Origin of the sequence: Paenibacillus phyllosphaerae (assembly GCF_014192105.1) — a bacterium.
In the GTDB taxonomy this organism is placed as follows: Bacteria; Bacillota; Bacilli; order Paenibacillales; family Paenibacillaceae; genus Paenibacillus_Z; species Paenibacillus_Z phyllosphaerae.
The window spans coordinates 401,778-423,179 of sequence record NZ_JACHXK010000003.1; the positions used below are offsets into that span (position 1 = coordinate 401,778).

Annotated in this window: 16 protein-coding genes and 1 other annotated feature; all 16 genes read left to right on the forward strand. The window is 54.0% G+C overall.

Going from position 1 to position 21,402, the window contains the following annotated elements; genetic code table 11:
• Window positions 1–53: 53 nt before the first annotated feature.
• The 16 genes from lon (at window position 54) to murC (ending at window position 21,228) form a co-directional block, all read left to right on the forward strand.
• Window positions 54–2,396: an endopeptidase La gene (gene lon / locus FHS18_RS09490; protein ID WP_183599367.1), complete on the forward strand. Its 2,343-nt coding sequence runs from the start codon at window positions 54–56 to the stop codon at window positions 2,394–2,396.
• A gap of 56 nt (window positions 2,397–2,452) precedes the next feature.
• Window positions 2,453–3,055, forward strand: coding sequence for a ribosome biogenesis GTP-binding protein YihA/YsxC (gene yihA, locus FHS18_RS09495; RefSeq protein ID WP_183599369.1), 603 nt, complete (start codon window positions 2,453–2,455; stop codon window positions 3,053–3,055).
• 205 nt (window positions 3,056–3,260) lie between these two features.
• Window positions 3,261–3,851, forward strand: a complete 591-nt coding sequence (locus FHS18_RS09500; protein WP_183599371.1) for a non-ribosomal peptide synthetase module — start codon at window positions 3,261–3,263, stop codon at window positions 3,849–3,851.
• A gap of 357 nt (window positions 3,852–4,208) precedes the next feature.
• Entirely contained in the window at window positions 4,209–4,607 is a 399-nt protein-coding gene (speD, locus tag FHS18_RS09505; protein WP_183599372.1) for an adenosylmethionine decarboxylase, read from the forward strand.
• Window positions 4,608–4,784: 177 nt separating this feature from the next.
• The gene (hemA, locus tag FHS18_RS09510) at window positions 4,785–6,188 is read left to right on the forward strand and encodes a glutamyl-tRNA reductase (RefSeq protein WP_183599374.1); all 1,404 of its coding nucleotides are present in this window, start codon (window positions 4,785–4,787) and stop codon (window positions 6,186–6,188) included.
• Between the two features lie 332 nt (window positions 6,189–6,520).
• A complete protein-coding gene (gene ccsA / locus FHS18_RS09515) occupies window positions 6,521–7,087 on the forward strand; it encodes a cytochrome c biogenesis protein CcsA (RefSeq protein WP_409348542.1) in 567 nt (188 codons plus the stop codon).
• Between the two features lie 47 nt (window positions 7,088–7,134).
• The gene (locus tag FHS18_RS09520) at window positions 7,135–7,803 is read left to right on the forward strand and encodes a precorrin-2 dehydrogenase/sirohydrochlorin ferrochelatase family protein (RefSeq protein ID WP_183599378.1); all 669 of its coding nucleotides are present in this window, start codon (window positions 7,135–7,137) and stop codon (window positions 7,801–7,803) included.
• Complete coding sequence (gene hemC, locus FHS18_RS09525; protein WP_183599380.1) at window positions 7,803–8,765, forward strand: hydroxymethylbilane synthase; 963 nt, start codon at window positions 7,803–7,805, stop codon at window positions 8,763–8,765. The genes FHS18_RS09520 and hemC overlap by 1 nt, the downstream gene beginning before the upstream one ends.
• A 4-nt stretch (window positions 8,766–8,769) precedes the next feature.
• Window positions 8,770–10,344, forward strand: a complete 1,575-nt coding sequence (cobA, locus tag FHS18_RS09530) for a uroporphyrinogen-III C-methyltransferase (RefSeq protein ID WP_183599382.1) — start codon at window positions 8,770–8,772, stop codon at window positions 10,342–10,344.
• A gap of 2 nt (window positions 10,345–10,346) precedes the next feature.
• Window positions 10,347–11,342, forward strand: a complete 996-nt coding sequence (hemB, locus tag FHS18_RS09535) for a porphobilinogen synthase (RefSeq protein ID WP_183599384.1) — start codon at window positions 10,347–10,349, stop codon at window positions 11,340–11,342.
• A gap of 58 nt (window positions 11,343–11,400) precedes the next feature.
• Complete coding sequence (hemL, locus tag FHS18_RS09540) at window positions 11,401–12,702, forward strand: glutamate-1-semialdehyde 2,1-aminomutase (protein WP_183599386.1); 1,302 nt, start codon at window positions 11,401–11,403, stop codon at window positions 12,700–12,702.
• Between the two features lie 24 nt (window positions 12,703–12,726).
• Window positions 12,727–13,710: an RluA family pseudouridine synthase gene (locus FHS18_RS09545; protein ID WP_183599388.1), complete on the forward strand. Its 984-nt coding sequence runs from the start codon at window positions 12,727–12,729 to the stop codon at window positions 13,708–13,710.
• Window positions 13,711–13,806: 96 nt separating this feature from the next.
• On the forward strand, window positions 13,807–15,246 hold the full coding sequence (locus FHS18_RS35135) for a LysM peptidoglycan-binding domain-containing protein (RefSeq protein ID WP_183599390.1): 1,440 nt from the start codon (window positions 13,807–13,809) through the stop codon (window positions 15,244–15,246).
• A 163-nt stretch (window positions 15,247–15,409) separates the two neighbouring features.
• Window positions 15,410–15,656 (forward strand) — a binding site (T-box leader).
• Between the two features lie 86 nt (window positions 15,657–15,742).
• Window positions 15,743–18,403, forward strand: coding sequence for a valine--tRNA ligase (locus FHS18_RS09555; protein ID WP_183599392.1), 2,661 nt, complete (start codon window positions 15,743–15,745; stop codon window positions 18,401–18,403).
• Window positions 18,404–18,443: 40 nt separating this feature from the next.
• Window positions 18,444–19,820, forward strand: coding sequence for a bifunctional folylpolyglutamate synthase/dihydrofolate synthase (locus FHS18_RS09560; protein ID WP_183599394.1), 1,377 nt, complete (start codon window positions 18,444–18,446; stop codon window positions 19,818–19,820).
• Between the two features lie 7 nt (window positions 19,821–19,827).
• Window positions 19,828–21,228, forward strand: a complete 1,401-nt coding sequence (gene murC, locus FHS18_RS09565; RefSeq protein ID WP_183599396.1) for a UDP-N-acetylmuramate--L-alanine ligase — start codon at window positions 19,828–19,830, stop codon at window positions 21,226–21,228.
• The last annotated feature ends 174 nt before the right edge of the window (window positions 21,229–21,402 follow it).

Genomic DNA, 21,402 nt, shown 5'->3' on the forward strand with positions numbered 1-21,402 from the left:
CAAACTAATCCATCTGAGTTGCGGAAAACTTCAGCGATCATGGAGGTGCTGGTATGGGACCTGCAAAATGGAAAGGTCGTAGGCTGCCCCTGCTTCCGCTTAGGGGGCTTCTTGTATACCCCAGCATGGTGCTCCACCTCGATGTGGGCAGGGAAAAGTCAGTTCGCGCGTTAGATCGCGCGATGTTGGACGATCACATGATTCTACTGTGTTCACAGTCGGAAGTGAATATCGAGGAGCCGACGCAGGAGGATATTTACCGGGTAGGTACGGTTGCCCGCGTCAGACAGATGCTCAAACTTCCGAATGGAACGATCCGAGTATTGGTTGAAGGGGTTGTGCGGGCAGAGGTCATCGATTATTTGCCGAATGATGACTTCTACGAAGTGTCGGTGAAGGAACTGCCGGAATCCGAATCGACGGATCCGGAGATTGATGCGCTGATGCGTACGGTGCTCAATCAATTCGAGCATTACATCAATCTGTCGAAGAAAGTGACGCCAGAGACACATGCGGCCGTCTCCGACATTGATGAGCCGGGCAGGTTGGCTGACGTCATTACAAGTCACCTCTCTCTGAAGATTAAAGACAAACAAGAGATTCTGGAGACAATTGACGTCAGGGCCCGTCTGGAGAAACTGCTCGATCTGCTCAATAATGAACGCGAAGTGCTCGAGCTTGAACGCAAGATCAGCCAACGCGTGAAGAAGCAGATGGAGAAGACGCAGAAGGAATACTATCTGCGTGAGCAGATGAAAGCCATCCAGAAGGAACTCGGCGAGAAGGAAGGCCGCGCGGGAGAGGTTGAAGAACTCCGCAGCCAGCTAGCGAATGCGGAACTTCCGGAGAAAGTGCAGGAGAAGGTCGAGAAAGAAATCGACCGTCTGGAGAAAATGCCTTCCACATCTGCGGAAGGCGGCGTCATTCGCAATTATATCGATTGGTTGTTATCCCTCCCGTGGAATCACTTGACAGAGGATAAGCTGGACATCAAGCATGCCGAGGATATTCTGAATGAGGATCACTACGGCCTTGAGAAGCCGAAGGAACGCGTCCTGGAATATCTGGCCGTGCAGCAGCTCGTCAAGAAGCTGAAGGGGCCGATTCTCTGTCTGGTAGGACCTCCAGGCGTGGGTAAAACATCGATGGCGCGCTCCATTGCCAAATCGCTGGGCCGAGAGTTCGTGCGGATCTCCTTGGGCGGCGTACGCGACGAAGCGGAAATTCGCGGCCATCGCCGTACATACGTCGGCGCAATGCCGGGTCGTGTGATACAAGGGATGAAGACGGCAGGCTCGCTGAATCCCGTCTTCCTGCTGGATGAGATCGACAAGATGGCGATGGATTTCAGGGGCGATCCGGCGTCCGCGCTGCTGGAAGTATTGGATCCGGAGCAGAACAACACGTTCAGCGACCATTTCGTCGAGCTGCCGTTCGATCTGTCGAACGTCATGTTCGTAACGACGGCCAATGCCATCCACAATATTCCGAGACCGCTGCTAGACCGGATGGAAGTGCTGTATATTCCGGGCTATACCGAGCTTGAGAAGATGCAAATCGCCGAGCGTTATCTCCTGCCGAAGCAGAAGAAGGAGCACGGCCTGACGCCGGAGCAGCTCAATGTTAGCGAAAGCGCGCTTATGCTCGTCATCCGCGAGTATACACGTGAATCCGGTGTGCGTAACTTGGAGCAGCAGGTTGCTTCGCTTTGCCGTAAAGCGGCGAAGACGATCGTATCGGATCCAGAACGGCAAGTGCTGGACGTCGATCCCGACCAAGTGAAAGAATGGCTTGGACCGCCGAAGTTCCGCTATGGCATGGCAGAGCAAGAAGATCAGATTGGCGCCGTTACCGGCCTTGCCTGGACAGAGGTGGGCGGGGACACGTTGGTCATTGAAGTAACGGCCCTTCCGGGGACCGGTAAGCTTACTCTGACAGGTAAGCTGGGCGATGTCATGAAAGAATCCGCGCAAGCGGCATTCAGCTATACGCGGTCCAAGGCCGCTGAGCTTGGCATAGCGGCCGATTTCCACGAGAAGAACGACATCCATATTCATATTCCGGAGGGAGCGATCCCTAAGGACGGTCCATCAGCGGGAATCACGATGGCGACAGCGCTGATCTCCGCATTGACCGGACGCCGCGTGTCTCGTGAAGTCGCCATGACCGGCGAGATTACGCTCCGGGGACGTGTGCTTCCGATCGGCGGATTGAAAGAAAAGTCGCTGGCGGCGCATCGCGCGGGAATCCGGACAGTTCTCCTTCCTAAGGACAATGAACGCGATTTGCGTGACATTCCGGATAGCATCCGTAATGACATGACGTTTATCCCGGTCGCGCATATGGATGAGGTGTTAACGCACGCATTGGCGCAAGCGCCGGTAGAGGCGCATTGAGCGTTGGAATCACACATAGTAGCAGTGAATACAGAAAGCAGGTTAGACGTACCTTTATGAACATTACACAAGCTGAATTCGTCATCAGTGCGGTCCGACCGAATCAATACCCTGAAGACGCCTTGCCGGAGTTTGCTCTGGCAGGGCGTTCTAATGTCGGCAAATCGTCGCTGATCAATCGAATGATCAATCGGAAGAATCTAGCCCGTACGAGCTCGCAGCCAGGCAAGACGCAACAGCTCAATTATTACCGGGTGAATCAAATGCTCTACTTGGTCGACTTTCCGGGCTATGGCTACGCAAGGGTGTCCAAGACGCAGCGTGAGCAGTTCGGGCAGATGATCGAGACCTTCCTCGGTGACCGCGAGCCGCTTAAGATGGTGCTGCTTATTATTGATATTAGGCATCCGCCTTCACAGGATGACTGTCTCATGTACAATTGGCTGAAGCACTACGGAATTCCCGTAACGATCGTAACGACCAAGGCGGACAAGATTTCGAAGAACCAATGGCAGAAGCATATCAAGATCATTAAAGAGAAACTCGAAGCGGATCCGCGCGATAAGGTTGTGCTCTTCTCCTCGGAGACCGGGCTTGGACGCGACGAACTGTGGCAGGTTCTCTTGAATCGAATTGAGGAAACGAAAGAATCCGAGTGAGTTTGTGATTGAAAAGTGAGGATAACGGTTAAAAGGCTGTAACAGTTGCGATTTCCTCGGAATTTTTCAGAAATATGCGAGAATATCACGACCGGCCGGCAGGAATAAAACAATCCGATCGGGTATAATATTGTTAAGCAACACAATCGGTTTGAACGATCTTAACAAATAGGATCGTGCAAGTTAAAGAATTGAGGAGATTTTTATGGCTCAGCGGATAGCCACGGAGTATGTCAAAGCTTCTCTGCAATTAACGGCTGAAGAGATGACGGGATTTGTCCGGTTTTTTGAAGAGCAACATGTGAGACAGCAAGTGCGCGTGCTCGATAACGGCAATCACGAGATGGTTCTCGAAGACGACGCAGGGCGGGAAGAAGTCCGCTTAACTTTTGAGCGTCAGCAGGATCTATATGTATGCATCATGTCCTGTCGCTTGGTACATCCCAAATTGACGAATGCGATGCGTAAAGCCGTCGCTAAATTCCATGGGGATGCAATTGTTAACCGCATTTATCCAGCTTATACGATGACCTATCATTATGTGCAAGGCGCTGTACGCAAGATCGTCGAGCAATCCAAAGGCGAAAGCCGCACGGTATTCGAATTCAAGGACACCGTCGGCCAGCTGGAGAAACAGTTCCGGATCAACGACGTTGAACAGACGATTCAATTGCTGCACAATGCGGTCAATGAGTTGCTGGATCTTCGGAATCAATGCTCGGATGCGGCGCAGATCGCGCTTATTGATGAGAAACTTAAGCAGACAACGCACCAACTCTTTGTCCTTGAAGCATAACAACGACCTCACTTTTCAACTACATTCCATTCATGAAACCACTGCAGATGCAGTGGTTTTTTTATTCTCGTAAAACCGCGTGAAGCCTTCACCGAATGGCGTAATTCCACATACGTTTATAACGGTGAAATATCCCGCAGAGATATTCATACCGGATTGCAAAAAAAGGTGTTGCATTTCTGTGCGATAGATGTTATTTTTAGATTCGTTGAAAACAATCAAGTAAATAATAGGAACCAGGATTCACTCAGGACATGGTAATGTTGCGAGAGATTATTCCCTCGGGCAGTGAATGACGTAGGTCCTAGCGGATGAAATTTTTAAAACATTTTATTCCTAGGAAGGGGGAACCGAAAGATGGAATACTCAACTTTCGGAAGACACGTTGCTGTAGATACTTGGGGTGTAGATTTCGAGTTACTCAACAACGCGGAGTTTTTGCAAGCCCAAATGGTGGAGGCCGCTGAAGCGTGTGGTGCTACCGTACTCTCTGTGCAAGCCAAACAATTCGAGCCACAAGGAGCGACTGTGCTCGTATTACTGTCTGAAAGCCATCTCTCCATTCACACGTATCCTGAGAAGGGTTTTGCTGCACTCGATTGCTACACTTGCGGCGAAACAGTGGATCCGCAGTTGGCGATTGACTACATGATTTCCGTCCTTAAGCCGACCACGACGCATGCGAAGAAATTGGTACGCGGCATGGGCGAATTGCAAGTCGTAGAACCAGAGATGAAACAAACGCAGTTTGTGTAATATAAACAACGGAATGAGCGGTCATGGAGTAATATCCATGACCGTTTTTATATGCCGAAGCTGGTGTAAATAGTAGCGTATGCTTCTTCAAGAATTTTTCATAAATGCAGGCGTACAGGTTGTCGAACTGTGCTATAATAACTAATGTTAAAAATATTGAGGGGCAGGTGAACGCGCATGCACATCGTCGTTGTCGGGCTGAACTATCGGACAGCTCCCGTTGAAGTTCGTGAAAGATTTGCTTTCGCCGAACGGGAATTGCCGGAAGCGCTCAAACAACTGAAGCAGACCAAGAGCATCATGGAATGTGTCATTGTAGCGACCTGCAACCGCACGGAATTGTATGCCGTAGTTGATCGCCACCAGCTGTGTGGACACTATATACGCAACTTTATGGAGCAATGGTTCAAGTTACCGAGGGATCAGTTCACGAACCATCTTTATATGTATGAAGACGAACAGGCGATTGAGCATCTGTTCCGCGTAACAAGCGGCCTAGACTCGATGGTTATCGGCGAGACGCAGATCTTAGGCCAAGTTCGCAATGCCTTCCTGCTTGCGCAGGAACAAAAGGCAACGGGGACGCTGTTCAACATGCTGTTCAAGCAAGCCGTCACTTTGGCCAAGCGGGCGCATTCCGAGACATCGATCGGAGAATCGGCCGTATCGGTCAGTTATGCAGCCGTGGAACTGGGCAAACGGATCTTCGGTAACTTCCGCGGGAAGACGGTCATGATCCTTGGCGCCGGCAAGATGAGCGAGCTTACCGCCAAGCATCTGCATGCTAATGGCGTGAAGCAAATTGTTGTCGTGAACCGTACTTATGAGCGAGCCGTCGAATTGGCGGAGAAGTTTAACGGTGTTCCATGCTCGATGGATCGTGCGGTAGACCGTTTACATGAGGCGGATATACTGATTAGCTCTACTGGCTCTGACGGCTATGTCCTCAGTAGAGAACAGGTAGCGGCAGCGATGCACAAACGGAAGTCCAAAGCGCTGTTCATGATTGACATCGCGGTTCCCCGAGATCTGGATCCGAAGATCGCATCCGTAGAGAACGTCTTCTTGTATGACATCGATGATCTGGAGGGAATCGTGGAGAGCAATCTGGAACTGCGCAGACAAGAGGCAGCGAAGATCGAATCCTTCATTGAAGAGGAACTTGAAGCGTTCCGCAGCTGGTATAAGACGCTTGGCGTTGTGCCGCTGATTCGGGCGTTGCAGGAAAAAGCCGCGTCGATTCATGAAGAGACGATGGCAAGCTTAACGAATAAACTGCCCGATCTGGATGAACGTGAGCTTAAGGTCATTCGCAAGCTGACCAAGAGCATTGTGAATCAAATGATGCAAGACCCTATCGTTCGCATTAAAGAGATGGCCGGAGAGAAGCGCGGCGATGAAGCGATGGATCTCTTTGTGAAGTTATTCGCATTAGAGGATACGCTCGCGCAAGGGGATGAACAGCAGAAGCAGGCATCCGGCAAAGAACGGTCAGCGCACGGAGGCAGCTCGAAGCCGGTTGGCAGAGGAATGCAGCCAGCCGTACAATTGCCGGGCAGAACGGCAGTTGTAACGCCATAATCCGTTGAGAGGCAGGCCGTATCCCGTATACGGCCTGCCTCACTTGCACGGGGCCGATACCGTGAAGCGTGGAGGCGCATATGGTTACAGAGAACTGGTTATATGATGCAATGCTGTATATATACGCCCTGAGCCTGCTGTTTTACTTCTCTGATTTTGTAGATCGAAATCGGAGGGCGAAGCAGATGGGCACAGGGCTGCTTGTTTTCGTTTGGGTGCTGCAGACCGTCTATCTTGTCATGCGGATCGTCGCGCACTTGGACATGTCCTTTTTTACATTGTCAGAATATTTGCTCCTGTTCTCATGGCTGCTCGTTACGATTTCGCTCGTCATGAGCCGGTTTTTCCGAATCGAATTTATCGTATTCTTCGTCAACGTCATTGGATTTGCGGTGCTCGCTTTGAATCTGTTCGGAATTAGCGAAGGAACTTCGCTCGAACGCTGGGAAGTCGCCAAGAAGCTGCTGTACGTTCATGTCAGCTTCATGATTTGCGCCTATGCGGCGCTGACGATATCCGCGATCTTCGCGGGCATGTATTTGTTCTTACATAATCGGTTGAAAGAAAAAGTGTGGACGCAATCGGTGCGGAGGCTGCCGAGTCTAGCCGTTATCGATGTTTGGATGTATCGAAGCGCGCTGGTGGGTACGCCGCTGCTCGCCCTATCGCTCGCCGTGGCGGTGACATCGATTTTGACGGAGGGCAGATATTCGTTGCTGCTTGATCCCAAAGTGGTGGCGTCCTTCATCGCATTAGCTTTATTCATCTGGACGGTGCTTAAGCGCAAGGTGCTTGACGTGCCCAGTTGGAAGACGGCGAGGATGATACTGCTCAGTTATGCGCTGCTGCTGCTTAATGTTCTGATGAATCAGGCTTCGTCGTTCCATAGCTGGTCATAGGTAGGTGTCAGCATGTATTCATCTGATGAAAGGAGCATAGTTCCGGTATGGGAGCAATGTTTCCGATAATGGTCGATCTTCGCGGTAAGCGGTGTGTCGTAATCGGCGGGGGCAGAATTGCGGAGCGGAAGATTCGCAGTTTGCTTGAAGCTGGCGGCGATCAGTTGGTCGTCGTAAGCCTGCAGCATACGACGGAATTGGAGCGTTTGGCGGCAATTGGGTCTATCCGCATCCGCCGTAGGGAATATATAGAAGAGGATCTTTTGGATGCGCGATTTGTTTTTGCCGCGACGGACAATCCGTCCGTGAATGCTCGGGTACTGAATGACTGCAAGAAGCGGGGCATCTTGGTCAATATGGCCGAACACGCGGATCAGGGGGACTTTGCCGTCCCTGCCGTGGTCAGACGCGGTGACTTGGTGTTATCCGTCTCGACGTCCGGGAGTAGTCCTGCCATGGCGATTCAGATTCGGAAGGAACTGGAACGACGTTATGGCGAGGCGTATGCGGAAGGAATCGCAAGACTAGGAGCACTAAGAGCGCATGTACAAGAAGTAGAGCCGGATCCCGAGTCGAGGAAAAGGCTGCTTAGGGAGGCCTCCTTGGAGATGGAGGAACGGATGCTTCATTCGCAATATGATTTTATTCCGGAAGAGGATCCAGCAGAGTGGCTGAACCGGATACGAATAGCAGCAAGCAGGAGGCATGAGGAGTAATGGAGACGATTCGCAGCGAGAGACGAACAATTGTAGTTGGAACGAGACAAAGCCAACTGGCGCTTACGCAAACCGGACAAGTTATTGACCAGTTAAAGGCCATTAGCGAGAAGCATGGTCTTCCTTATGAATTCGAAGTTCGCAAGATCGTAACCAAAGGCGATCGAATTCTTGACGTCACGCTATCCAAAGTGGGCGGCAAGGGACTGTTCGTGAAAGAAATCGAAGAAGCGCTGCTAAACGGCGACATCGATCTGGCTGTACATAGTATGAAAGATATGCCTTACGAGCTGCCGGAGGGACTGACGAATGGCGCAATCCCGCGCAGGGTAGACCCGCGTGACGCACTGGTCACGAAGCATGGTTGGTCGCTCGAACAGCTGCCGCAAGGCGCCAAAGTAGGAACCAGCAGCCTTCGCCGTTCGAGTCAGCTGAAGAATGCGCGTCCGGACCTTCGATTGGAGTCAATTCGCGGCAATATCGATACACGCATCGGCAAGCTGGACTCGGAAGGTTTCGATGCGGTCGTGTTAGCGGCAGCAGGTCTGCACCGTATGGGATGGGAAAGCAAAATTTCCTCGTACATCACGGAAGACGTATGCGTACCGGCGGTTGGACAAGGAGCGCTTGGCATCGAATGCCGAGAGAACGACCCGGTCATTCTCGAGTTGCTGGCGCTGCTTAACGATAAGGAAACGGAGCTGACCGTTCGGGCTGAGCGCAGTTTCCTGGGTGCACTGAATGGCGGCTGCCAGATTCCGATCGGCGCATATGCGACGCTCGCAGAAGGACAGTGCGACGCGCCTATGCTGACATTGACCGGTATCGTGGGCACGCCGGACGGCACGGTCTTGCTGAAAGAAATGCGTCAAGGCACGGATCCGGAAGCGCTCGGTCTTGAGGTTGCAGCGCTGCTGAAAGATAAAGGGGCAGACCGTATTTTGGCCGAGCTTGGAGGCTAGAGAGATGGATCGCGGGAGAGGGAAAGTCTATCTGGTTGGCGCAGGACCGGGCAATCCGAAGCTGATCACGGTTCGCGGACTGGAATGTATCCGGGAATGTGACGTAGTCGTCTACGATCGCCTTGCAAGCCCCAGGCTGCTTGGCGAACTGAAGCCTGGCGCTGAGAAGGTGTACGTAGGCAAGCTGCCGGACCGCCATACGATGAAGCAGGAAGAGATCAATCAGCTGCTCGTTGACCTGGCGTTGCAAGGGAAAGTAGTTACCCGGTTGAAAGGCGGGGATCCGACGATCTTCGGCCGTGTTGCGGAAGAGGCGGAATTGCTAGGCGAGAATGGGGTCGAGTTCGAGATCGTTCCGGGCATCACGTCTGCAATCGCAGTCCCCGCCTATGCCGGCATTCCTGTGACGCACCGGGATTTAGCCTCATCATTGTCGATCATTACCGGCCACGAGAGCCCGGATAAGCTTGAACGGTCGATCCAATGGGACAAGGTCACGCATGCGACGGGGACGCTTGTTTTTCTGATGGGCGTCGCCAAGATCGGCTATATTGCTCAGCAGCTCATAAAGCACGGTAAGCCAGCAGATACGCCGGTTGCCCTGATTCGATGGGGAACGAGAGTCGAGCAGCAGACGATTACCGGTACGCTGAGCACCATCGAGTCGATCGTGCAAGAAGCCAACTTCCAACCGCCTGCCGTTATCGTGGTCGGCGAAGTTGTGAAGCAGCGGGAGAAGCTGCAATGGGTGGAGAAGAAGCCGTTGTTCGGTACGCGTGTCCTGATTACGAGAGCGCGTGCACAGAGCAGTGATCTGGCTGCCCGCATTGAGGAACTTGGCGGGGAACCATGCGAGTTCCCTGTGATAGAGACGAGAGTGCCGGATGAGGAACAGGCGATCGGTGAATTGAAGGACGCGATGGCCGAAGCGGAAACGTACGACTGGATCATGTTTACGAGCGTGAACGGCGTCGATTACTTCTTTGCTTGGCTCAAGCGCTTTAACATCGATATTCGCCGCTTCCATCGTGCCCGGATTGCTGCAGTCGGACCGAAGACCGCCGAGGCACTGGAACAGCGGGGGTTGATCGTCGATGTGCTGCCCGCGAAATTCCAGGCCGAAGGCTTGCTTGACCGGCTGGGAGAAGAGTTGCTTCCAGGCCAGCGCGTACTGCTGCCCCGCGGCGATCTTGCCCGGGAGATTCTGCCGCGGGAATTATCAGCCAGAGGTCTTCATCCGGTCGAGCTGGATGTGTATGAGACGGTCATTGCCGAGGAACAGGATCCGGAGATGTTTGAATTGCTGCAGGATGGCAAGGTCGATATCATTACTTTCGCGAGTTCCTCTACCGTTACGAACCTGTTAACCCTGCTTAGACGCATGGGGGCGGAAGACCCGGTGAGCATGCTTAGTCAATCGGTGATCGCATGTATCGGTCCGGTAACCGCCAAGACTGCCGCAGAAGCAGGACTGCATGTACATATACAGCCGGAAGATTCCACGATCGATGCGCTTGTCCGAGAGATCGCGGCATACCGGTTACGATTGAGGCGCGACAACAAGAAGGAGGTCCAATAATTATGAGCTATCCAATTACGAGACTGCGTCGACTGCGCGGTACATCGGCCCTTCGCCAGATGGTGAAAGAAACCGTGTTGACCGTGAATGACTTCATTTATCCGATTTTCGTCACCTACGGCGAGAACATTAAATCCGAGATTCCATCGATGCCAGGTGTGTATCACTTGTCGATGGACCGACTGAAAACCGAAATCGACGCGGTTGTTGCAAGCGGCGTGAAATCGGTCCTGTTATTCGGCGTGCCGGAGACGAAAGATGAAGTCGGATCTTCCGCTTATGATCCGAACGGAATCGTGCAGGAAGCTACGCGGGCGATCAAGTCGTGGGCGCCCGAGCTTGTCGTCGTTGCGGATACCTGTCTATGTGCTTATACCGAACACGGCCACTGCGGCGTTATCCACCATCATCCGGTGACGGGCGCTGCTGACGTGAACAACGATGCCTCCCTAGAATTGCTCGTGAAGACGGCTATCTCGCAGGCAGAAGCAGGCGCGGACATCATTGCACCGTCCAATATGATGGACGGTTTCGTCCATGCGATCCGCGAAGGACTCGATGCTGCAGGTTACGAGAATGTGCCGATCATGTCCTACTCCGTGAAATATGCCTCTGCCTTCTATGGTCCGTTCCGGGATGCCGCCCATTCTTCGCCGCAATTCGGAGACCGCAAGACCTACCAGATGGACCCGGCGAACTTGCGCGAAGCGATGCGTGAAGCCGAGTCTGATGTCGTGGAAGGCGCGGATATGCTGATGGTGAAGCCTGCGCTTGCTTACCTGGATGTGCTGCGCATGTTGAAGGAACACTTCGACCTTCCGGTCGTGGCTTACAATGTGAGCGCGGAATATTCGATGGTCAAAGCGGCAGCGGCGAATGGATGGATCGACGAGCGTGCCGTCGTGCTCGAGACGCTGACAGGCATGAAGCGCGCGGGTGCTGACCTGATCATTACCTATCATGCGCTGGATGCAGCGCGTTGGCTGCGTGAGCAATAATTTGCTCGGATAAGAGCAACAGAGCGACGAAATCTTGAAGAATAGGCAGGTGCATACGATGAGCGAGCAAGTTCAGAAGCGGCAAGACGACCGTTCCAAAGCGGCTTTTGCCAAAGCCAAAGAAGTCATTCCCGGTGGCGTGAACTCCCCGGTCCGGGCATTCCGTTCCGTTGGTCTTACACCTGTATATATGGAGCGCGGCGAAGGCTACCGCGTCTTCGACATCGACGGCAACAGCTATATCGATTACGTTGCTTCTTGGGGGCCTTTGATTATGGGTCACGCCCATCCGGAAGTCATTGAGGCGATCAAGAAGACGGCGGAGAAAGGGACGAGCTTCGGCGCTCCGACGGAATTGGAGACAATCATGGCGCAGCTGGTCGTGGACCGTGTCCCATCTGTCGAGAGCGTGCGGATGGTCAACTCGGGCACGGAAGCGACAATGAGCGCGCTTCGTCTGGCGCGCGGATATACGAAACGCAGCATGATTCTGAAATTCGAAGGCTCCTATCACGGACATGCGGACAGCTTGCTTATTAAAGCAGGCTCTGGCGTAGCGACGCTGGGCCTTCCCGATAGCCCTGGCGTACCGGAGAGCGTAGCCTCCCATACGCTTACCGTTCCTTACAACGATTTGGAGTCCGTCAAGTTGGCGTTCGAGAAATTCGGCGAGCAGATTGCCTGCGTAATCGTAGAACCGGTTGCCGGCAACATGGGCGTCGTACCTCCGCTGCCTGGCTTCCTGCAGGGGCTGCGCGATGTGACGACGCAGTACGGAAGCTTGCTTATCTTCGATGAAGTCATGACGGGTTTCCGCGTTCACTATAACTGTGCTCAAGGATTGTATGGCATTACGCCTGACTTAACGTGCATGGGTAAAGTCATTGGGGGCGGCCTTCCTGTCGGCGCATATGGCGGCAAACGAGAAATCATGGAGATGATGGCGCCGAGCGGTCCGATTTACCAGGCCGGCACGCTGTCGGGCAATCCGCTGGCTATGGCAGCCGGGTATACGACGCTGAGCTTGCTGAAGCCGGAGACTTACGAGCATCTGGAGCGTATGGCGGTCCGCCTGCAGCAGGGCTTCATAGCGAACGCGAACAAGCATGGCGTTCCGAGCACGATCAACCGCGTAGGGTCGATGGTCTGCCCGTTCTTCACCAAGACGCATGTTATTAACTATGAGACAGCCAAGACGGCGGATCTTGAACGGTTCAAAGCATATTTTGCCAGCATGCTGGACTTGGGCGTCAGCGTTGCACCTTCGCAGTACGAGGGCATGTTCGTCTCGGCTGTGCATGACGAGGCAGCCATTGACGCGACGATTGCCGCTCATGACGAAGCGCTTCGCCGTCTGTAGGCGTGAGATTGGAGCGAATCCGATATGAATCTGATCGTTACTCGAGAAGGAGAATGGCTCGTCACTTCGATTGAAGCGCTGAACCGCGAATGTCAAGCGAAGTCGATTGAGCTTCAGGAGCCGCTTCGGGCCGGCAGCCACCCGCACCTCGTGCGCCAGCGGCTGCTGGCTCTTGCTGTTTTCCCGGACAAATGGATCAACCGCCTGTTCTCGGTGGGCGGCATCCAGGTGGAGGGAGAAGCGATACGGCTGCATGCTTTTGCACCTGCCAATTTGTTGAAGGACGCAACCTATGCGATGGCTAAACTGCCGGCGTCAGCAGTCAAGCCGGGAGCGGGGATGCTAGAGCCTGTCGTACTCTATGAGAATGACTGGTGTCTCGTGATGGACAAGCCGTCCGGCATGCCGGTTCATCCGAATGCGCCGGGCCATCGGGGGACGCTCGATGAGGCTGTTGCACGTTACATGCTGGCCCAAGGCGACCCGCAGCCCGTCAAGCATATCCACCGATTAGATGACGATACGGCAGGACCGGTTCTCTATGCGAAGAATGAGCCGGCCCAACTTCTGCTGGATGAGGCGATGCGCCATAAGCAGATTGACCGCCGTTACGAAGCGATCGTCCACGGCCGTTTGGGGAATCGCGCGGGCACGATCGATGCGCCGATCGGCAAGGACCGGCATCATAAGTCGCGCAGGCGCGTATCGCCATCCGGCGATGCGGCCAAGACGCATTTTGAGCTGATGGAAAGTTATGCGCATGCTTCTCGTGTACGCTTGACGCTCGAGACCGGGCGGACGCATCAGATCCGTGTTCATATGAGCCATATCGGCCATCCCCTCGTCGGCGATACGCTCTATGGCGGGAATGACAAGGATTTGAAGCATCAAGCGCTGCGAGGCGTCAGCTTGAGCTTCACCCCTCCTTTTGCCCAAGATCCCATTCAAGTGGAAGCGTCTGAACCGTCCTGGTTTGCGCAGCTGCGGGAGAAGTTGTCCCGGAACTAGAAAATCTTAGGCATGCCCGCCCCCTCCTAACCATATAGTGAATAGGGAAGGTAACTGTATCCAAGCTGTTCTGGAGGGGAAAGGAGGACGACAAGCGTGTCAAATCAAACGAACGGTTTACGTTTTGATGTGTATGAACGCGTTCATTTGCCTGATGATGTATTGGGGATCGACGAGCTGGAAGAGATTGAGCTTGTCCCCCGTATACAAGTATTGCAGCAAGGCGAGCAAGTGCTATTGAAAGGCCATCTGCTCTTGTCTGGTGTCTATCGTGCGCAGAATGAACGTTCAGACGCGCAGTCGCTCGAGCATTGGATTCCGGTGGAGATTACGCTTCCGCAGAATCGGATCAACCGTCTCGACGATATTTCCGTAGAGATTGATAACTTTGACGTGGATTTGCTATCGGCAAGAACATTGAACATAACCGGTGTCCTCTCGTTGCTGGGCATTGGCATTGAGCCGTCGCCTCAGCCTGAGAGCTGGGTAGAAGAAGAGCCATTTACGGTTGTCCATGAACGGCCTGCGCAAGAGGCTGAAGCGGTAGCATCGAACGATTACTATGCGAACTGGATAGCTTCTGCCGAGGGGCAGCGATTCCAGGAAGCGCAGCGGGCGATCGAGCTGGAGACAGCTGAGCGCCAGCGCCTTGCGGCCGAGCAGCTCGAGCGAGAGGCGCAGCTTCTGCGAGAGCAAGAGGAAGCGCAATGGCGTCAGCAGGAAGAGGCGCGGCAGGTAGAAGCGCAGCAGGAGGAAGAGGAGCAATGGCGTCAGGCGATTGCTCAGCAAGAGGCGGCAGAAGCTGCTCGGCTTGAACAGGAAGCGGCCAAGCAGCGCGAGCAGGAAGAACTTGAGCGCCAGGAGCGGGAAGCTGTCTCCCGTGCCATCGAAGCGGCTGCTGAACAAGAGCGGGCTTCTTGGGAGCAGGAAGCGGCTCCGAGGAATGAATCCGAACCAACGGCTGCTGCCGCAGACGAGCCAATCGGCGCGCAGACGGATGAACCCACTCGCGAAGCTGTTTTCAGTCCGTATGTAACGGAAGCGGATGTCCCGGAACCTGATGCTCAGGCGATTGAAGCGGAAGAGCCGCAGAGCGCTGCAGGACAACCGGTTACAAGCTTTAACGAACAGACGGCAGAAGCTGATGCACCGCGCAAGGAAATGAAAGTAGCCGTCAGCAGCAAGTCCGTTCAAGAGCAGCTGGAGCCTGCCGCAGCCGGCGGGATCGGCTTCCGTTCCTTGCTGCATTCCAGCCAACGTGAGCAAGAAGCGAGGGCGGCAGCCGAACTGAGTGCGAAGCGAGCGGCGGAAGAGGCTAAGAAGTCAAACGGGGACGAGATCGAATGGAAGCGGCTGTTCTTGAACAGGCCTGCTGAAGGCAACGAGTTTAAGAAGATGCGGATTGCAATCGTCCAAAAAGAGGAGACGCTGGACTCCATCGCGGGACGTTACCAGTTGCAGGCACGGGAGATTGCTTTGTATAACCGGCTTGGCGACCAGAACGTGTCGGAAGGCCAGGTCCTGTACATTCCGTAAGACCCTTGCTCATGTTACGCCGAACGCCTGAATTGCCGTCATTGACGAGCGATTCAGGCTTTTTGCGTGCTTCGTGCAGCGTTGTTAGCGGTTAGACGGCCGCCCGGGTTGACTGCATGAATTAAGAACGTGTATGATAGGGGTTATAAGGTAATACTTTCTTCTAAAGACGTTGAAGGGGAAGAGTGGCAGCAACACTTTCAGAGAGCGGAACCGTTTGCGCTGTGAGGTTCCGTAGGATGCTTGATGCGACGGGTCGCCCCAGAGTTGCCGTAATGAAAGGATCGCAGGATTCTGTAAGTTACGGACGGCTGCGCAGCCGTTATCTGCATCAAGTGTCGTGTGCGGGCGTGTTTATTCGCATGCGAAACAAAGGTGGTACCGCGGAAGCTAAACCTTTCGTCCTTTGCATAAGGACGAAAGGTTTTTTTATTTTCCCTTTTTCCCTGCTCTTCCCTTGAGCTTGAGGGAATATCTACTTGAAGGAGAGAACGCAATGTCTGACAATACGACGACGACATCGATGCCGACGACTTATGATCCGAAGGCAGCCGAGACCAAATGGTATGACTACTGGATGAAAGGCAATTTCTTCGAAGCGGGCAAGCGCCCTGACGCGCAGCCGTACACGATCGTTATTCCGCCGCCGAACGTAACCGGCATGCTGCATATCGGGCACGCGCTCGATTTTACGCTGCAAGACATTATGGTTCGCACGAAGCGCATGCAGGGGTATGACGCGCTCTGGCTGCCAGGCAGCGACCATGCGGGTATTGCGACGCAGACGAAGGTGGAGCAGAAGCTGCGCGAGGAAGGCGTTACGCGATATGATCTGGGACGCGAGAAGTTTCTGGAGAAAGTCTGGGAATGGAAGGATCTCTATGCCAATACGATTCGCGAGCAGTGGGCGAAGATGGGGTTCTCGCTCGACTATTCCCGTGAACGGTTCACGCTAGACGAAGGGCTGTCCAAGGCGGTTCGCGAAGTATTCGTGCAGCTATACGACAAAGGCTTGATCTACCGCGGGAAGAAAATCATCAACTGGGATCCGGCTGCCCGCACGGCGCTGTCCGATATCGAGGTTGAATATAAAGAAGTGAACGGCAATCTGTACCATCTGCAGTACCCGCTTAAGGACGGCAGCGGCTTTATTACGGTCGCGACTACACGTCCGGAGACGATGCTCGGCGATACGGCGGTTGCGGTTCATCCGGAAGACGAGCGCTACAAGCATCTGATCGGCCAGATGCTCGTGCTGCCGATTATCGGCCGTGAAATTCCGATTGTAGGCGACGAATACGTTGAGAAAGATTTCGGCTCCGGCGCGGTTAAAATTACGCCTGCTCATGATCCGAACGATTTCGAGGTTGGCCTACGCCATAACCTGCTGCAGATCGTCGTCATGGACGAGAGCGGCATCATGAACGATGAAGCGGGTCCTTACAAAGGGTTGGACCGTTCGGATTGTCGCAAGAAAATCGTTGCTGACCTGCAGGAGCAGGGCGTATGCATCCGCATTGAAGAGCATGTCCATCAAGTCGGGCACAGCGAGCGCAGCGGGGCGGTTGTCGAGCCTTACCTGTCGACGCAATGGTTCGTCGCGATGCAGCCGCTTGCCGAACGCGCGATCAACGACCAGAAGTCGGGCAAAGGCGTTAACTTCGTGCCTGATCGTTTCGACAAAGTGTATCTGCAATGGATCGAGAACGTCCGCGACTGGTGTATTTCCCGTCAGTTGTGGTGGGGTCACCGTATTCCGGCTTGGTATTGCGATTCTTGCGGCGAGATGCACGTATCCCGTGAAGATCTTACGGCATGTTCGGCTTGCGGCAGCGCTGAGATTCGCCAAGACGATGACGTGCTGGATACTTGGTTCAGTTCGGGTCTGTGGCCGTTCTCGACGCTCGGCTGGCCGGAAGAGACCGAGGATTTCAAGCGTTACTACCCAACCGATCTGCTCGTAACCGGCTATGACATCATCTACTTCTGGGTGGCTCGGATGATCTTCACGGCGCTTGAATTTACGGATCAGATTCCGTTCAAGGATGTGCTCATGCACGGCCTCGTTCGCGATGAGAACGGACGGAAGATGTCCAAGTCGCTCGGCAACGGCGTCGATCCGCTAGAGGTCATCGACAAGTATGGCGCGGACGCCATGCGCTTCATGATCTCGACAGGCAGCACGCCGGGTCAAGATTTGCGCTTCCGTTGGGAGAAGGTTGAACAGGCGCGTAATTTCGCGAACAAGATCTGGAATGCGTCCCGTTTCGCGCTCATGAACTTAGAAGGCGTTACCGCAGCGGATATCGACATTAATGTGAAGCTCGGCACGGCGGACAAATGGATTCTGCACCGCCTGAACGAAACGACGCGCGAGATCACAAGACTGATCGACAGCTACGAGTTCGGCGAGACCGGACGTTTGCTCTATAATTTCATCTGGGATGATCTTTGCGACTGGTACATTGAGTTCGCGAAGTTGAACCTGTACGGCGCAGACGCGGAAGCCAAACGCGCGACGCAATCGGTGCTTGCTTATGTGCTCGACCGGACGCAGCGCCTCATCCACCCGTTCATGCCGTTCATCAGTGAGGAAATTTGGCAGCACCTTCCGCATGAAGGCGAGACGATTACCCTGGCGGCATGGCCGACCTATGACGCGGCTCTGGAAGCGCCGGAAGCCGTTCGCGAGATGGAGTTGCTCATGGAGCTCATCCGCAGCGTCCGTAACATTCGCGCCGAAGTGAACGTACCGATGAGCAAGAAGATCGAGTTGCTCATTAAGCCATCGGGCGAAGCGGAAGCGGCCATCCTCAGCCGCAACGAGGAATTCGTCAGCCGTTTCTGCGGCACTTCGAAGCTGACGATCGACCGTGCCCAGACTGCGCCGGATAAGGCGATGACAGCCGTTGTAACCGGTGCGGAACTCTACTTCCCGCTTGCGGGCTTGATCGATATTGATCAAGAGATCGTGCGTCTCGAGAAGGAAATCAAGAATTTGACTTCCGAGGTTGAGCGCGTCGAGAAGAAGCTTGGCAACGAAGGTTTCGTGGCCAAGGCGCCTGCGAAGGTGATCGAAGAAGAAAAAGCGAAGATGGCCGATTATGCGGATAAACGCGCGAAGGTTCAAGCGAGACTGGAAGATCTGCGCGCTTAATGGGGTCATTTTTAATGTGAATCAGGAAGAAGGATAAGCCATGAGTAATCAGGAGCAGCCGATAACCAGCGGCCAGCTTGCGTCTTATCAAGAAGCCAGAGATTGGATTGAAGGTCTGGTGCCGTTCGGCATCAGACCGGGCATGGAACGGATTCAGCTGCTGATGGAGAAGTTCGGTCATCCGGAGCGGCGATTAAAGTTCATCCATGTTGCCGGCACGAACGGAAAAGGCTCGGTCTGTGCCTACTTGACAAGCGTGCTGCTGAAGAGCGGCTATGATGTCGGGACGTTCACGTCCCCCTATATCACGAAGTTTACGAACCGGTTCCAGTATAACGGAGCGGATATCCCGGAAGAGACTTTGCTCGCGCTTGCGAACAAGCTGAAGCCGCAGGTTGAAGAGATCGCAGCAACGGAGCTTGGTTCTCCGTCCATGTTCGAAGTCGCGACTGCGCTGGCCATTCTCTATTACGGAACCGTCTCGTTCCCAGACTTTGTGGTATGGGAGACGGGACTGGGCGGACGTCTGGACGTGACGAATATCGTTACGCCGATCGTGTCCGTCATTACGAATGTCGGTCATGACCATATGGATATTTTGGGTAATACCCTTGATGAGGTGGCTAGAGAAAAGGCCGGGATTATTAAATCCGGCGTACCGGTCATCTCGGCTGTGGAGCAGCCTGAAGTCGTTGAAGTGATTCGGGCAACAGCCCAATCACGCAACAGCACGCTGTATCTGCTTGGCGAAGCCTTCCGTCAGGAAGCGATCGAAGTCACGGAGAGCGAGCAATCCTTCCGGTTCGAAGGCCCGTTCCGTCACTTGGAATCGCTCAGCATTACACTTAGCGGGGAGCACCAAAGATTGAATGCGGCTGTAGCGGTCATGACCCTTGAAGTCCTGCGTCAATACTACGCGCTCATCCTAGACGATGAGGACTTGCAACAAGGATTGAAGCAGGCGAAGTGGCCGGGAAGACTGGAGCTCGTGAGTCAGTCTCCTCGCATTCTGATCGACGGCGCGCACAATCCGGAAGGGGCGCAGATGCTCGCTGCGGCGCTTAAGAGCACCTACCGGTACGGGAAGCTCCATCTCATGATGGGCATGCTGGCAAATAAGAATCATCACGACACATTGCGGCATATACTACCTCTAGTGGATACACTTGTCGTGACCGAGCCTGATTTCCGCAAGGCGATGCCGTCGCAGGAGCTGGCCGAGATCGTCCATCAGTTAAGGGAGCAGCAGGATCGTCCCTTCGAGCTTATCGTGGAACCGGATTGGAAGCAGGCGTTAACGCGGCTTACACAATTAACTGGTGAGAACGAGCTGGCCGTTGTTACCGGTACGCTTTATTTGATCGCGGACGTTCGCTCCCAATTGCTCTACAATACGGATTCTGAAAAAGGTTGGTGAACCGTCTTTGAATACGGCAGAACACGTTCATTTCATCGGTATCGGCGGTTACGGCATGAGTGCAATCGCGCGGGTCATGCTGGAAATGGGATACAAGGTTACAGGCTCTGACGTCGCCCGTCAGGAGCTGACAGAGAAACTGGCGGCTAAAGGTGCCAGTATCTACATCGGTCATGAGGCCGAGCATGTTAAAGGCGCAGACCTCGTCGTTTATTCTACTGCGCTCTCCAGAGACAATGTGGAGCGCAAGGCTGCAGAAGATCTCAACATCCCGATTCTTCATCGGGCGCAGATGCTGGCGCGGCTAATGAACAACGGCAAAGGGGTTGCTGTCGCCGGCGCACACGGCAAGACGACGACTTCATCCATGCTTGCGCTGGTGATGGAGACATGCAAGCTTGATCCTACGTATATTATCGGCGGTGAAATCGTAAACGTCGGGACGAATGCAAAGGCGGGCAAAGGTGATTATGTCGTGGCAGAGGCGGATGAGAGCGATGGTTCCTTCCTTCAATATCACCCGTCGGTGGCCATTGTAACGAATATAGAGCCGGATCACTTGGAGAACTACGATGGTGATTTTGGCAAGCTGAAGGCAGCCTATGTGCAATTCTTAAGTCAAGTGAAAGAAGACGGCAAGGCGATTGTCTGCTCGGATGACGAGACGATTCAAGAGCTGCTGCCGCAACTGCAGGCGGGTCCGCTCCGCAATGGCGGTCTGATCACGTACGGCATCGACACCGAAGCGGATTATACAGCATCGAACATCCAGCTTGGAGACCGAAAAGTTTCATTCGAGATGAGCAAAGGCGGCCAACTGCTCGGCCGGATTCATCTGTCGGTGCCAGGACGCCATAACGTGTACAATTCCATGGCGACCATCATTACCTGTCTGGAGGCAGGTGTGGCCTTCGATGCGATCGCCGCTGCGATTGTCGATTTCCGAGGCGCCAAACGCCGGTTCCAGGTGCTTGGTGAAGTGAATGACATTCTTGTCATTGATGATTACGCTCACCATCCGACGGAGATTCAAGCGACGATCAGCGCAGCCAGAGCGACAGGCAAGCGCATCGTGGCCGTATTCCAGCCGCAGCGCTATACGCGTACCTATTTCCTTCTGGAACAGTTCAGCCGCGCGTTCTCGGAGGCGGACGAGGTTATTATTACCGACATCTATTCTCCAGCAGGCGAGCAGCAGATCGAGGGCGTGCATTCCCAGAAGCTGGTGGAGCTGATCATCAAGAACAGCAACGCGAATACGTTCTATATTCCGACGAAGGAAGAAGTACAGAACGTGTTGACAAGCCGCGTCGCACCGGGTGACCTGGTTATTACGATGGGGGCAGGCGACATCTGGAAGGCCGCTGACGGCCTTGCCAAGTCCCTTCGCGCCAAATATAGCGTCTAATGAGACATCGGTTCCATTCGCATCAGGCGGGTGAACCGATGTTTTCATTTGTGCGCCGATCATCTTGACCTCGAATTTGCCAGGATTCAAAACGAAACGATCCTGGTTCTCGTCATATAAAAAGAAGCGCGGGTCATAGCCGGACTTATCCCGATTAAGCAACACGTAAATTCG

Coding starts and splice junctions, on each gene's coding strand:
- FHS18_RS09545 (WP_183599388.1), top strand. CDS start 12,727: ATGAATCTGATCGTTACTCGAGAAGGAGAATGGCTCGTCACTTCGATT.
- yihA (WP_183599369.1), top strand. CDS start 2,453: ATGAACATTACACAAGCTGAATTCGTCATCAGTGCGGTCCGACCGAAT.
- ccsA (WP_409348542.1), top strand. CDS start 6,521: ATGAGCCGGTTTTTCCGAATCGAATTTATCGTATTCTTCGTCAACGTC.
- speD (WP_183599372.1), top strand. CDS start 4,209: ATGGAATACTCAACTTTCGGAAGACACGTTGCTGTAGATACTTGGGGT.
- hemA (WP_183599374.1), top strand. CDS start 4,785: ATGCACATCGTCGTTGTCGGGCTGAACTATCGGACAGCTCCCGTTGAA.
- FHS18_RS09500 (WP_183599371.1), top strand. CDS start 3,261: ATGGCTCAGCGGATAGCCACGGAGTATGTCAAAGCTTCTCTGCAATTA.
- FHS18_RS09560 (WP_183599394.1), top strand. CDS start 18,444: ATGAGTAATCAGGAGCAGCCGATAACCAGCGGCCAGCTTGCGTCTTAT.
- hemL (WP_183599386.1), top strand. CDS start 11,401: ATGAGCGAGCAAGTTCAGAAGCGGCAAGACGACCGTTCCAAAGCGGCT.
- cobA (WP_183599382.1), top strand. CDS start 8,770: ATGGATCGCGGGAGAGGGAAAGTCTATCTGGTTGGCGCAGGACCGGGC.
- hemC (WP_183599380.1), top strand. CDS start 7,803: ATGGAGACGATTCGCAGCGAGAGACGAACAATTGTAGTTGGAACGAGA.
- FHS18_RS09555 (WP_183599392.1), top strand. CDS start 15,743: ATGTCTGACAATACGACGACGACATCGATGCCGACGACTTATGATCCG.
- lon (WP_183599367.1), top strand. CDS start 54: ATGGGACCTGCAAAATGGAAAGGTCGTAGGCTGCCCCTGCTTCCGCTT.
- FHS18_RS09520 (WP_183599378.1), top strand. CDS start 7,135: ATGGGAGCAATGTTTCCGATAATGGTCGATCTTCGCGGTAAGCGGTGT.
- hemB (WP_183599384.1), top strand. CDS start 10,347: ATGAGCTATCCAATTACGAGACTGCGTCGACTGCGCGGTACATCGGCC.